Here is a 13,141-nt window from a genome sequence, read left to right as displayed (position 1 = left end):
AAATAGAAAAATGAGGCAAAAGGCTAAATGAAATATAAAAATTTTGATTCAGCCTTAAAAATCAATATTGCTCGATTCGGCGCTGTCTACGCAAAGCGTCTCTTTTTTCTCCGGCTTTCCATGCCGCTTTTTCTTCGTCTGTTTCGACAATCAGAGAAGGAACCATAGTCGGATGTTCATCCTTATCCAGTGCAACCATTACAAAGTGAGCGGTATTCACAAGCTTTCGGCTTCCATCCAGTTCTTCGACATAACTGTCTACTTGAACCTCCATAGAGGTTTTTCCAACATAGGTGATTTTTCCAAACAACAGAACGGTGTCGTTAATATGTACAGCTTCTTTAAATTGAAGATTATCAATAGAAGCGGTAGTCGTATTGCAATGGGAGTGCCTGCGCGCAACAACTCCTGCAACAACGTCAATCCATTCTACTAATTGTCCGCCGAAGAGTCTTTTAGCACCATTAATATGGCTGCTTAAAACAATTTGTGTCTGTACGACTGTAGATTCTGAGACATGCTTTGAAGGTCTTGTTTCCATGACGATCACTCCAGTTTTAAAAATTTTCACTTAATTTCTTTTAAATGTTCCATGTTCTTTTTGATCTGTTCGCAGCAATGATGGAACTTTTCTTTTTCTTGAGTATTCAGCGACAGCTCTACGACTTCTTCTGCGCCAGTTGCTCCAATTACAGCAGGAACACCGACGAAAAGCCCGGATTCCCCATATTCCCCACAGAGTTCACAGCTTACCGGAAGAATCTGCTTTTCGTCATGAAAAACAATGTGAACCATTCTTGCGGCAGTGGTGGCAATCGCGTATTCGGTGCAGAATTTTCCACTGAATGTACGCCAGCCCGCGCCAATTGCATATTTTTGCATTTCATCGCGGTCAAATTGGAATCGTTTGTCCGTTTTTGCCCACTCATCCAGGGATTTACCGCGGAAAGATACACAAGACCACGGTGCAAATTGGTCGCTGCCATGTTCTCCAAGCATATAAGCGGTAATGGATTTATGATCGATTCCGGTTTGTTCGGCCAAAGCTGAAATTAATCTGGCCGTATCAAGGCCGGTTCCAGTTCCAAATACGCGGCCGCGCGGAAGTTTGAGTCCAAGAGCCAGCTGCCTGGTAACAATATCGCAAGGATTAGAAATATTAATTAAGACTCCATCGAAACCAGAAGCTTTGATTTTATCAACGTAGCCGTTTACTGCGGCGATGGTAAAGTCCATTTCCATCAGACGATTGTTATTGCCGCGGAGCAGATCGATATTACCAACACTATTTACAATTATATCACAATCCCCAAGGTCTGCAAAGCCGCCGACAGTGACTTTAATTCGATGAGGAAGATAGGCAACGCTGTCAATCAAATCTTGACATTCACTTTTTACTTTGCTTTCATTCTGATCGACCAAAACAATTTCATCCGCAATTCCCTGAACAGCGATGCTGTATGCGACATGAGCGCCCACATGTCCTAGACCAATAATGCCGACTTTCTTTGTTTTCATCTTTTACCCTCCTAAAATACAAATCCCCAAAAGTTTCAAAAATTTATGTAATTTGAATTATTATTTATTGTAGACTCATGATTTTCACTTGTCAATGAACATTCTATTTACAAAAAATCGTTTTAATTGATTTCTTTTTTCATTCGGGTTATAATATTTGCAATAAATGTTTTACAAGTAAGAAATGTTATTCTTATAGTTATACTAAAAAATCAGTTAAAAGGGTGTGTATTTGAATGAAAAGTTTTTCAAAAATGCTTGATGATAAATATATGGGGTCTGTTAAAGTTGGGCCTAAGGGGCAAATTGTTATTCCAAAAGAAGCACGGGATATGTTTGGAATTGAGCCTGGAGATACATTGCTGCTGCTTGCTGATAAAGAGCGTGGAATCGCAATTCCACAGAAAAAAGATTATGATCAGCTTTTTAAAAATTTATTTTCACTTGAACACGGAATACCAGAAGAAAAATAAGGAACAAGCCTTTTCTCTTAGACTTAAGCTGAGAGAAAAGGCTTTTATATTTTAAAAGCGTAAAAGCGGCAAATTTGGTTTCACTGTATAGAAATAGAAAAAGGAGGGTAAACTTTTCCTGCAGGGGGAATTTTTTGATGTTTGCAGTTATATTTGCCATCATTGCTGGGGCTGCAATGAGTTTTCAGGGGGTATTTAATACACGTCTGAGTGATCATATTGGACTTTATGAATCGAATGTACTAGTGCAAGGAATTGCATTTTTGTGTTCTGTGATTGTTCTGATCTTTTTTGGGACCGGAAATTTTAGTGCGGTTGGGGAAGCAAGCAAGCTGGACCTTCTCGGAGGAGCTTTGGGAGTTGTCATCACAGTTACCGTTATGCTGGCGATGAAAGGGCTTGGAGCAACGATTGCGGTCTCTATTATTTTAATTGCACAGCTTCTTACAGCCGCTGTAGTGGATGCGTTTGGCCTTTTGAATGAAGAAAAAATTCCGTTTACATGGCAGAAGATACTTGGATTAATCTTGATGGTCGGAGGAGTAATGTTATTAAAATACAAACTTCCAACGTAAAAATTTTGATCCATATTTCGTATATTTTTCTTTTAAATGACACAGAATAAACACATTCACCGGTTATTCTGTATTTATTAAATGATTACAAGATTCTTTTTCATAAATTTCTCCTCTCTCTAAAAAAGGATGGGCTGCCGAAGTCTTTCGGCAGCCCATCCTTTTTATTATGTTTTTTGTTTTTGAAGTTTTTGTCGCTCTTTTTTGGCCTTTAAAACTTTCAGTCTTGAAAATTCTTCTCGGTCTTTTTCTTCAAGTGCATCTGAAATAAATTTTACAGCTTTTTGAAAGCGGGGAATCATAATGTTTTTCAGTGCATTTGCACGTTTCTGTGTCTTTTTAATAGAATCTGCAAGGCGATAGACACTGTTTTCCACCTCAGCAAGTTCTGCAGTCAAATATTTGACTTCTTGAAATTTTGAAAAAGCAAGATCGAGCGATGAATTTGTCTGAGAAAGTCCAAAGGGAATTTCTTGTTTTTCCTGAGGATCGTTAATCGTAACAATCGGAATTTCTACGCCCATGACACTCCGGAAAGACAGCTTTAAACTGTTATCCAGAGGAACCGTACGAGCTAGATCAACTCCAATTCCCAATGTAATGTTTGCTTTTTGCAGAGCGGAATATGCTTCTTCATAAACATTGTCAATCTTACTCTGAATCTCGTTGGCACGGGAAATTAGCTGCATCATCTCGCGAATCAAGATGTTGCGTTTACGGTCAAGCAGCTCAAAACCGGTCTGCGAAAGGGAGAGCGTACGCTTGGTAGCCAAAAGATTACCTTTTGTCGGAACGGTTGTGATTGCCATCGGTTATTTCCCTCCCACTGTAGTCTGATCGAAATTAAGGTCTGTAGAGTCGGTTCCCATTTGCTTTGCGTTTTCCTGTTCTGCTTTTTGCTTCTCAATTTCCTTTTTGGCTTTTTCGTAGTAGCGGTCGAGAAGATCATCATCTACACGATCCAGTTCACTGCGCGGAAGGGTTGCAAGTAACCGCCAGCCTAAATCAAGGCTTTGCGCAAGCGTCCGATTTTCATGGAATCCCTGCCGTAAAAAGCGATGTTCGAAGAGATTGCCGAATTTCATATAATCTTTATCAATAGGGGAAAGCTCTTCTTCACCGATTACGCTGGCCAAAGACCGTGCATCATTTACTTTTGCATAGCTTGCAAAAAGCTGATTTGCAAGAGCCGGATGATCTTCACGGGTAAATCCTTTGCCGATACCGTCCTTCATAAGACGGGAAAGGCTGGGGAGAACACTGACAGGAGGATAGATTCCACTTGCATCCAAACTGCGGTCCAAAGAAATCTGGCCTTCTGTAATATAACCTGTCAAATCAGGGACTGGGTGCGTGACGTCATCATTTGGCATAGTTAAGATTGGTAGCTGTGTAACACTGCCGGGTTTGTCTTTTATCATGCCTGCACGTTCGTAAAGACTTGCAAAGTCGCTGTATAAATAACCAGGGAAGCCTTTTCTTCCTGGAATTTCTCCTTTTGAAGAGCTAAACTCACGCAAAGCTTCCGCATAGCTTGTCATATCAGTCATAATAACAAGAATGTGCATTCCAAGCTCAAAAGCCAAATATTCAGCAACTGTCAGCGCACATCTTGGACAAAGAGTACGTTCAATAATTGGGTCACTGGCAAGGTTTAAAAACATAACGACTTTTCCAAGAACACCGCTTTCTTCAAAACTGCGGTGAAAATATTCTGCGACATCATTTGTAACGCCCATGGCGGCAAAAACGATTGCGAAGCTATCTTCTCCACCCTTATCAGTAATCTTTGCCTGACGGGCAATCTGAACTGCCAGCTCGTTATGCTTCATGCCGGAGCCGGAAAAGATCGGCAGTTTTTGTCCACGAATCAGGGTAGTCAGCACATCAATCGAAGAAATACCGGTATTGATATAGTTCTGCGGGTATTTTCGACTGACGGGATTGATTGGGGTACCGTTAATGTCAGCGCATTTTACAGGAAAAATATCGCCGAGTCCATCAATAGGGCGGCCGGCTCCATTAAACACACGTCCAAGAATTTCGGGAGACAGCGCCATTTCCATTGGGTGTCCGGTTAGACGAGTGCGTGTGTTTGTCAGAGAAATACCGCGCGTTCCTTCAAATACCTGAATCACGACACGAGAGCCTTCCATCTGAACAACACGTCCCTGGCGCTGGGTACCGTTTTCGAGCTGAATGGTTACCATTTCATCAAAGGAAATATTCGGGACGTCATCCAGAACGATCAGGGAACCGTTGATTTCTTTGACTCCAACATAATCCAAAATCATTTTCTGCGCCCCCTTAAGAGTTCATCACGAGTCCGGAAATGGTTTTATCAATTTCGGACAGGTATTGATCGAAAAGTTCCAATTTATTATTTGGAACATCGTATTTCATCTTAATGATTTTATCGAACAGGCCAGACTGTACCAGACCAGAAATCGGGATATTGGTGGTGACCAATTCCTTTGCCTTATGATAGAGATGGAGAATGACTTCCATCATGCGCTTTTGCTTTTCCAGTGGAACATAAGTATCCTCCGGATGAAAAGCATTTTGCTGCAGAAAACCAACACGAATGACTTTTGCAATCTCAATAACTAACTTTTGGTCATCCGGCAGTACATCCGCACCAATCAATTTTACGATCTCCATTAACTTGTTTTCTTCCAACAGAATGGAGCTGATTTCAGAACGATATTTAATAAATTCCGGGCCAATATTTTTTTCGTACCATGGATTTAAATCGTTGATATATTCCGAATAACTTTCCATCCAGTTGATAGCAGGATAATGACGCGCATAGGCAAGTGATTTATCCAGTGCCCAGAAGCAGCGGGTAAAACGTTTGGTATTCTGAGTAACCGGTTCAGAAAAATCACCGCCTGCAGGCGAAACAGCGCCGATTAATGTAACGGAGCCTTCGCTTTCGTTTAGGTTTTTCACAAGACCAGAGCGTTCATAAAATTCTGCCAGACGGCTAGGCAGATAGGCTGGAAATCCTTCTTCAGCAGGCATCTCTTCCAAACGGCCGCTGATTTCACGCAGAGCTTCTGCCCAACGTGAAGAAGAATCCGCCATCATTGCCACATGATAGCCCATATCACGGTAGTATTCACAGAGTGTTACACCAGTATAAATACTCGCTTCACGGGCAGCAACCGGCATATTGGAGGTGTTTGCAATCAGAACGGTACGATCAGTCATCGGACGTCCACTTTTTGGGTCAATTAGAGCGCCGAATTCTTCCAGAACCTGACTCATTTCATTTCCACGTTCTCCGCAGCCAACATAAACAATGATATCTGCATCGCACCATTTTGCAAGTTGATGTTGTGTCATTGTTTTTCCGGAACCAAAACCGCCAGGAATTGCTGCTGCACCACCTTTTGCAATTGGGAACAGCGTATCAATGACACGTTGGCCGGTGATCAGTGGCACAAAACTTGGCTGCCGCTCTTTTACAGGACGTGGGGTCCGAATCGGCCAGTGCTGACAGAGAGTCAGCGGGTGAACAGTACCCTCTTCATCAGTAATTTCTGCAATTGTATCGTTGACCCGGTAGCTGCCGTTTTCCATCACTTTTGTAAACGTGCCAGAAAGGGCGGGGGGTACGAGGCAGCGGTGTTCAATTGCCGGTGTTTCCGGGCAGGTAGCATAAATTTGTCCAGGAGAAGCTTTATCGCCCTGCTTTACTTTTAGGGTCATATCCCATTTACGTTCCTGATCGAGTGCAGGCACATTACAGCCGCGCGCAATAAATGCGCCGGAAGAATCTGCAATCGCTTTTAAGGGACGTTCAATTCCATCAAAAATATTATCCAGAATTCCAGGGCCAAGCGTTACATTCATCGGAAACCCGGTTCCAGTGATCAGTTCACCCGGGCGAAGTCCGGTGGTCTCTTCATAAACCTGGATTGTGGTGCGGTCGTCGGTAATGCCAATTACTTCACCGACAAGTTTTTGTGTTCCTACATAGACCATTTCCATCATGGAAAAGTCTTTGGTGTCTTTTACGGTGACGACCGGACCGTTAATGCCGAAAATCACATTTCTACTCATTCACAGTTACCTCAATCGTCATACTATTTCCATATGGGTATTTTCCGCAAACCATTTGCGCTGATTTTCCAAGAGAGAATCAAAAGTTTCATCAGCAACAATTCCTTGCGTATTGCTTTCAGCCCAAAAACCGCCGAGCCGAATTTTTCGGTCTATACGGAAGATACAACGACCAAAAAGCGGCTCTAAAAGGTCCTCATATTTTTTATCTTCTTCCCGCAGATAGATTACAGTATCTCCTACTGTAAAGAGTGGTTTCATTTTTAGTGCACACTTCTTTAAGTATTCAGGATATTCTGCTCCGTTTGCGTAGTCCAAAAGCTTTTTTGCAGCGCTGTTAAAGACTTCTTCAGTAATTGCTTTTCTACGCTTTAATAGTGCCTGCCGGCCTTCTAGTTCTTTTTTTGCCATTTCACGAGCGATAGAGGCGGTCATGTTGGCCATTTCCTTCTGAATCATCTCGTAGGCCTCTTGTAGAACCTGGTCGGTTGCTTTCTCGAGTTCTTTTTGTTTATAATCTAAGATTTCCTGTTTGATTTTTTGGCGTTGTTCGCTGGCATATTGGTTAATTGCCTCATAAAATTTTCCAACGTGGAAATCTTCATGATTTACCGTAGCTGGTGCCGAAGTATCGGCTGGGGCTGCGGAAGGATTTGTTTTCATCAGTCTGCACCTCCCCACAGGTTAAATTTTTACCCCGATGGCTTCGCGGACATATTCGGAAATAGAGTCTTTTGTACGTCCGTTTCCATGGCGGTCCGGAATTTCTACAATCAGTGGTTTTTTCATTTTTAATTTTAAGGTATAGATTTTTTCCGGACAAAGCTGTAATAAGGTAGCAGTGATTAAAATAACTGCTACATCATCCATTTTGATTGCGTCGTCCAAAGCCTTTTGTACTTCTTCGGCCTTGTGTACGACGACTCCATCAATTCCCGCAAGCCGCATACCCTCTTGCGTATCAACGTTATCGCTGATTAGATAAAAGCGCATGGTTCACACCTTCGTAAAGAGCAGAATTGCAATCAGCAGACCATACAGCGCAATGCCTTCGCCTAATGCAACGAAGATGATTGCTTTACCAAAATTCTTAGAATCTTCACTGCAGGCACCAATTGCTGCAGCAGCACTGGGGCCAACTGCGATTCCGCCGCCGACGCCGGCAATACCAACCGCGAGGCCGGCAGCGATTGCTACCAGACCGTTAGCGCTGGAAGCAACGGCATCTGCTGCATGGGCGGTCATTGGGATTGCCAGGGTAACGACACCGACCAAAAGGCAGGAGAAAATCTGCGTCATTAGAGCAGTACGGGGCTTTTTTCCGTGGTTTACCGCGCGGACAGCCCACATTACAGAGCCAATTAAAAAGATTACTGGAACAGCTAATAAAATTGCAGTCATAACAAAAACCTCCAAGTCAAATTGAATTCATTTTAATTATTTTAAGATGGGACACGAACCTCTACTGGAGTAAAGGGACGACCGTCGCCATCGTAAAAACGACTGAACATTTCATAGAAATTCAGACGAAGGACGTGGATGCTTACGAGCAATCCTTCCAACGCCATTACGAAGATATTGCCGATTATAAGGACAATTGGATAACCGACACCACCGACCATATCTGCAAGCGTAAATACCATATTCATCATGCCGGCATGGACTAGTACAAAAGCACCTACCCGCAGGAATGAAACGGTGTTACTGAGGTAAGAAAGAAGGAATTCAAATAATTCAAAGAAATTCTGAACAATAAATTCGCCCCATTTTTCTGGCTTCCAATCGGGCTTATGTTCCATAAGGCCGCCAAAAACTTCACGGAAAAACATAACTAAGAGAGGCAAAACGATCAGAAGAGTTACATAAAGCGGGGTCATTACCGGAGTACCGAGAAGCTGCAGGACGAATCCGAAGACAATGCTAATATAAAAAATCAGACCAGCAACCCCATTTTGTCCGAAAAGTGCACGCTCATAGTGTCTTTGACGAAGAGAAGAGATAATGTTGAGGAACATAGCGACAATTAGGAGAACAACACCAATAGAAACAGCAAATATCAAAATATTAGTCGTTGTGCTTCCTTCCATAACGGAAATCGGCTTTTCTGAAAATCCGAGTGCATAATAGAGCGGATCAAGCAAATGCTCAAATCCAAATACGGAACCAAATACAAAGCCGAAAATACAAGAAGAAATTCCGCAAGGCATTAAAATGTGTCCGAGAGGCATGTTCTTCTTTTTCCACATCCATAAGCCGAGCAGAAATGCACAGATACCATGCCCTACATCACCAAACATAATGCCGAATAGTGTCACAAAAATACAGGCGAGAAGGGGAGTTGGATCAATTTCGCTGTAATTTGGCAGGCCGTACATTTCAGTAAAGTATTCAAAAGCTTTAAATGGACGGTGGTTATGTAGTTTTACCGGCGGGGAATGGACCAACTCATTAGAGGCATCATCGAGATTGTATTCTACGCTGGAACACTGATCAAGCTTGCTGGTAAAGGAATTTTCGGCTTCTTGAGGAATCCAGCCGGAAAGAATAAAAAAGCCATTATATTGGAAGGCGTATTTTCGAATGCCAAAATAAGTATTTTTAATTGTCAGCCATGAATAAATCAAATTGCAGCGTTCCTGCTCATTTTTCCAAAGCTGTTGGATTTCGTCATCGACCTTTTTTAGCTCATTGCGGGAAGCTTCGGCTTCTTGTTTAAATTGTTCAACAGCTTCTTTTGGAGTGCCGTCAAAGCGTTCCAAATTTAGCGGCTGAAAATACAGACGAGAAAAAATCCGGTCAATTTCTGGGCATTGATCTATGGGGCAAATATAAACCCCCCAAACTGTTTTTTCATCCGATGTACAAGGAAAGAACACTACAAATGGATTATCTTCATATGTTTTTAACTGCTCATAACCGGCTCTCGGCAAAGAACCAAAGTGAATAGAGATAAACTGACATACACGAATTTTTTTCAAATCAATTGCTAACCCGACAAAATGGGCAGCATCTTTTGCATCTTGTTCATGGCGCTGTACTTCTTTTGAAATTTTTTCGTGCTGTGCCTGAAGCTTTGCGATACGATTAGACATTGCCTGCGCATAGTGAAGAGCCTGAATAGGCTTTAGCTGTTTCTTTTCAGTTTCTTCTTCTGAGAAAAGATGAAGGGGCTGCCCAATCGATTTGATAGAAGAAGAAAGCTGCTGCAAAGGCGCCTGATATGGATTATCTTCACTTAAAGGCAGAAAGGATTCTGTGTTAGAGTAAAAATTCATCGCATTATCTGGATGAAATAGGTGACTTTTTCCGCAGATTGCAGTTACTGCGTCCAATTCACGTAGTTGTCCTATCATGCTGATGATTTTTACCTTGATAATAGCCAAGATTTAGGAACTCCTTCCGCTGAACCGCTCGGGGTTCAGAAGATTTTGAATTTCTGCTTTCTGCAGTTGATAACGCACTCCTTCAATTAGCGTGGTTAGGTCATGTAGTTCTGATTGAAGAAGAAAAACATAGGAAAAAAGTACGACACTAGGGTTGGGACTAAAACGAATCTTTTTGCGGCAGTCATGATATTCAATATAAAAGATCAGATCGTCCGGGTCTTTGTGTGGGGTTGAGAGTGTACGTTTTCCAACCCGCGTTGTCTGCATAATTTCAGCGACTTCTTTTTCGGATTCTGCTGCTGCCATTCGATCAAGCGTTTCTTTTTTTAGGCTGCCAAAAGGCAGCAGAAGCGATTTGATCTGGTCGGGGTCAGCGTGATAAGTTCGCTTCAAACGAATGATCCTGCTGTAATTACTGAGATCAATGTAATCGTCGAAAATACGCAGCAATTCTTCACGGGTCTGTCCTTTTGTTTCTTTATAGATGACTTGATAGAGTCGCTGCATCAGATCAATCCAAAGGGCACTTTCAATTCCGGTATAATCAATCTGTTCTTCAGGATTTTTTGGAGCAAATGATAAAAGAATTTTTTCATACTGTGTATGGGAAAGTGCATGAAGCAGCTGATCATAGCTGGAGAGCGTATGAAGTGCTTTTTCGTCAATCTCTGTTTGATGTGCTGCGCTTTCCGGGATTAAAAAGAAAGGATCTTCCATCTGTCCGGAATTCAGTCTTGTGATACAGCGCAGAATCATTTGAATTTCCAGCTTTTGAAGAAGATAAGCTGAAACATGTTCTCCAAGGTCTAGATCATATCGAGCTAATTTTGCGCTTTCGCTAAAAAGCCGCTCCCGCAGACAGGCTTCTAGCTGACCGCGGTGAATATGAAATTCATCTATCGAAACGAGGACGGAACGATATACGGTATGCGCTTTTAGATAAGTGGCAATATCATTGACGGAAGAACAATCCAGAAGAGCCATCCAGTCCTCAAAGCGCAGCCTTTGACCATAGAGTGCGCGCGCTTTACTGAGGACGGCGTTTGATGAGGTCTGTCCCATGGTTATCCCTCCAATACACGGCTGACCAGTTTCTGAACCCAACCATCATGATTTTGATGGTAAATATCTTCCATCTTTTCTCGCAGAACAGCTTGTTTCTGCTCCGTGACTTTCCATTTTTCTTCAGCCAATTTACGTTCCTGAGGTTCGTTTTTGTGTAAGCGTTCTCTTGCTTCTTTTAAATAAGCATCCCGAATTTCTTCTCGGCGCTTAGCAACATCACTAGTAGCCTGGAGCTTTTCTTTTTGTGCGAGATCAGTGATCTTTTGAGCCTGCTGATCCATTTTTACAATTTGGTCAATTAAGTTTTCCATAGATACACCTCCTAAAACGGCATGAATCCCGGAAAACATTTGTTTTCCGGGAAAAGATTGACAGCATCTATTTTTAAAAGCCTATAAAATGTAAATTTAGGTTTCTTATGAAACTTACTAAGACAAAATCATAGTAGTACAATTGCAATCAAAATTCAAGAGAAAAATTCACAAATCTTACAAAAATCTTTTAAAAATTTGGTAGATATCATCAATAAGCAATAAAACATTTTCCTTAAAATGCAGAATCAAGAAACATGTATGCAAAATCAATCTGAAAGTTCTGCAGAAAAAACAAAAGAATTAGAATTTATCCTAACTTTTTTAATATTACAAATTTCGACTTTTTAAAAAATGAATCTTTTACTTTTCAGAATTCAAAATTAATTTTTAAGGCTTTGCATAGGAGCGGGAATCCGACCACCGCGTGCAATCAGTTTGGCAGGAGAATAGGAATTCAATTCCATTACAGGGCCGCTGCCTAAGAGACCGCCAAAGTTAAGTTCGTCGCCGACTTTTTTGCCGATGGCAGGAATCAGCCGAACAGCTGTTGTTTTCAGGTTCACCATACCGATGGCTGCTTCATCTGCGATAATAGCGGAAATCACTTCGGCGGGGGTATCGCCGGGAACAGCGATCATATCAAGTCCTACGCTGCAAACAGCGGTCATGGCTTCTAGTTTCGTGATAGAGAGCGCACCGCAGCGGGCAGCGTCGATCATTCCTGCATCTTCGGTAATCGGGATAAATGCGCCGGAAAGGCCGCCTACATGAGAACTTGCCATAATGCCGCCCTTTTTCACCGCATCATTTAAAAGTGCCAAACAAGCGGTTGTTCCATGGGCACCACAACGCTCCAGCCCCATTTCCTCGAGAATATGCGCAACGCTGTCTCCGACTGCCGGTGTGGGGGCGAGAGACAAATCTACGATTCCAAAGGGAACGCAAAGTCTGCGGCTGGCTTCCAGCGCAACCAATTGTCCCATACGGGTAATTTTAAAGGCAGTTTTTTTGATAATATCCGCTACTTCGGTTAAATCACCATCTGGGCATTTATGCAGAGCTGCGCGTACAACGCCTGGGCCGGAAACACCAACGTTGATAACGCAGTCCGGCTCGCCTACTCCGTGAAAAGCACCAGCCATAAAAGGATTATCCTCCGGAGCATTGCAGAAAACGACAAGCTTTGCAGCGCCAATACAGTCTCTGTCGGCAGTGCGCTCTGCGGTTTCACGGACTACTTTGCCCATCTTTGCAACTGCGTCCATATTGATGCCGGCTTTGGTTGTGCCGATGTTTACGCTGGAGCAGACGAGTTCAGTTTCGGAAAGTGCTTCGGGAATACTTTCGATCAATGCGTAGTCACCGGGGCCGAATCCTTTGTGAACCAGAGCAGAGTAGCCGCCGATAAAGTTAACACCGACTTCTTTTGCAGCCCGGTCGAGTGCTTTTGCATAGCGAACAGGATTTACACCGGGGCAGGCTCCTGCAACCATCGCAATCGGGGTGACAGAAATTCGTTTGTGAATAATTGGAATTCCATATTCCTTGCTGATATCTTCTCCGGTTTTTACAAGGTTACGTGCGTACCGGCAAATTTTATCATAAATTTTGTCACACGCTTTGTCTGCATCACTGTCGATGCAGTCTAAAAGAGAAATTCCCATTGTGACCGTACGCACGTCCAGGTTTTCATTGTCGATCATATCAATGGTTTCCAAAATGTCATGGGTATTGAGCATGGA

General features: G+C 42.6%; 14 protein-coding genes. 2 read left to right on the top strand and 12 right to left on the bottom strand.

Features of this window, described 5'->3' with window-relative positions; genetic code table 11:
• Nucleotides 1-61: 61 nt before the first annotated feature.
• Nucleotides 62-541 carry an acyl-CoA thioesterase gene (locus tag OP489_RS07805; RefSeq protein WP_266161398.1) on the bottom strand — a complete coding sequence of 160 codons (480 nt, stop codon included), beginning with the start codon at nucleotides 539-541 and terminating at the stop codon, nucleotides 62-64.
• A gap of 26 nt (nucleotides 542-567) precedes the next feature.
• Entirely contained in the window at nucleotides 568-1,518 is a 951-nt protein-coding gene (locus OP489_RS07800; protein WP_266161397.1) for an L-lactate dehydrogenase, read from the bottom strand.
• Between the two features lie 236 nt (nucleotides 1,519-1,754).
• On the opposite strand from OP489_RS07800, the gene OP489_RS07795 reads away from it, so the two are divergent.
• Both OP489_RS07795 and OP489_RS07790 read left to right on the top strand, forming a co-directional pair.
• On the top strand, nucleotides 1,755-1,991 hold the full coding sequence (locus OP489_RS07795) for an AbrB/MazE/SpoVT family DNA-binding domain-containing protein (protein WP_266161396.1): 237 nt from the start codon (nucleotides 1,755-1,757) through the stop codon (nucleotides 1,989-1,991).
• A 137-nt stretch (nucleotides 1,992-2,128) separates the two neighbouring features.
• Nucleotides 2,129-2,566, top strand: coding sequence for a DMT family transporter (locus OP489_RS07790; protein WP_266161394.1), 438 nt, complete (start codon nucleotides 2,129-2,131; stop codon nucleotides 2,564-2,566).
• A 167-nt stretch (nucleotides 2,567-2,733) separates the two neighbouring features.
• Here the strand turns inward: OP489_RS07790 and OP489_RS07785 are convergent, their stop codons facing one another.
• The 10 genes from OP489_RS07785 to OP489_RS07740 form a co-directional block, all read right to left on the bottom strand.
• Nucleotides 2,734-3,375: a V-type ATP synthase subunit D gene (locus OP489_RS07785; RefSeq protein WP_266161393.1), complete on the bottom strand. Its 642-nt coding sequence runs from the start codon at nucleotides 3,373-3,375 to the stop codon at nucleotides 2,734-2,736.
• A gap of 3 nt (nucleotides 3,376-3,378) precedes the next feature.
• The gene (locus tag OP489_RS07780) at nucleotides 3,379-4,860 is read right to left on the bottom strand and encodes a V-type ATP synthase subunit B (RefSeq protein WP_266161392.1); all 1,482 of its coding nucleotides are present in this window, start codon (nucleotides 4,858-4,860) and stop codon (nucleotides 3,379-3,381) included.
• Nucleotides 4,861-4,873: 13 nt separating this feature from the next.
• A complete protein-coding gene (locus tag OP489_RS07775; protein ID WP_266161391.1) occupies nucleotides 4,874-6,634 on the bottom strand; it encodes a V-type ATP synthase subunit A in 1,761 nt (586 codons plus the stop codon).
• Between the two features lie 18 nt (nucleotides 6,635-6,652).
• A complete protein-coding gene (locus OP489_RS07770; protein ID WP_266161390.1) occupies nucleotides 6,653-7,297 on the bottom strand; it encodes a V-type ATP synthase subunit E in 645 nt (214 codons plus the stop codon).
• A gap of 21 nt (nucleotides 7,298-7,318) precedes the next feature.
• Complete coding sequence (locus OP489_RS07765) at nucleotides 7,319-7,627, bottom strand: V-type ATP synthase subunit F (protein ID WP_266161389.1); 309 nt, start codon at nucleotides 7,625-7,627, stop codon at nucleotides 7,319-7,321.
• A 3-nt stretch (nucleotides 7,628-7,630) separates the two neighbouring features.
• Complete coding sequence (locus OP489_RS07760; protein WP_266161388.1) at nucleotides 7,631-8,035, bottom strand: ATP synthase subunit C; 405 nt, start codon at nucleotides 8,033-8,035, stop codon at nucleotides 7,631-7,633.
• A gap of 41 nt (nucleotides 8,036-8,076) precedes the next feature.
• Nucleotides 8,077-10,017: a V-type ATP synthase subunit I gene (locus tag OP489_RS07755; RefSeq protein WP_266161387.1), complete on the bottom strand. Its 1,941-nt coding sequence runs from the start codon at nucleotides 10,015-10,017 to the stop codon at nucleotides 8,077-8,079.
• Nucleotides 10,018-10,020: 3 nt separating this feature from the next.
• On the bottom strand, nucleotides 10,021-11,082 hold the full coding sequence (locus tag OP489_RS07750) for a V0D/AC39 family V-type ATPase subunit (RefSeq protein ID WP_266161386.1): 1,062 nt from the start codon (nucleotides 11,080-11,082) through the stop codon (nucleotides 10,021-10,023).
• A gap of 2 nt (nucleotides 11,083-11,084) precedes the next feature.
• The gene (locus tag OP489_RS07745; protein ID WP_266161384.1) at nucleotides 11,085-11,396 is read right to left on the bottom strand and encodes a hypothetical protein; all 312 of its coding nucleotides are present in this window, start codon (nucleotides 11,394-11,396) and stop codon (nucleotides 11,085-11,087) included.
• 383 nt (nucleotides 11,397-11,779) lie between these two features.
• Complete coding sequence (locus tag OP489_RS07740) at nucleotides 11,780-13,138, bottom strand: PFL family protein (RefSeq protein ID WP_266161383.1); 1,359 nt, start codon at nucleotides 13,136-13,138, stop codon at nucleotides 11,780-11,782.
• Nucleotides 13,139-13,141: the final 3 nt, after the last annotated feature.

The sequence above is a fragment of the Caproicibacterium sp. BJN0003 genome (assembly GCF_026314295.1).
Taxonomy (GTDB): domain Bacteria; phylum Bacillota; class Clostridia; order Oscillospirales; family Acutalibacteraceae; genus Caproicibacterium.
This window is presented reverse-complemented; position numbering and strand designations above follow the sequence as displayed.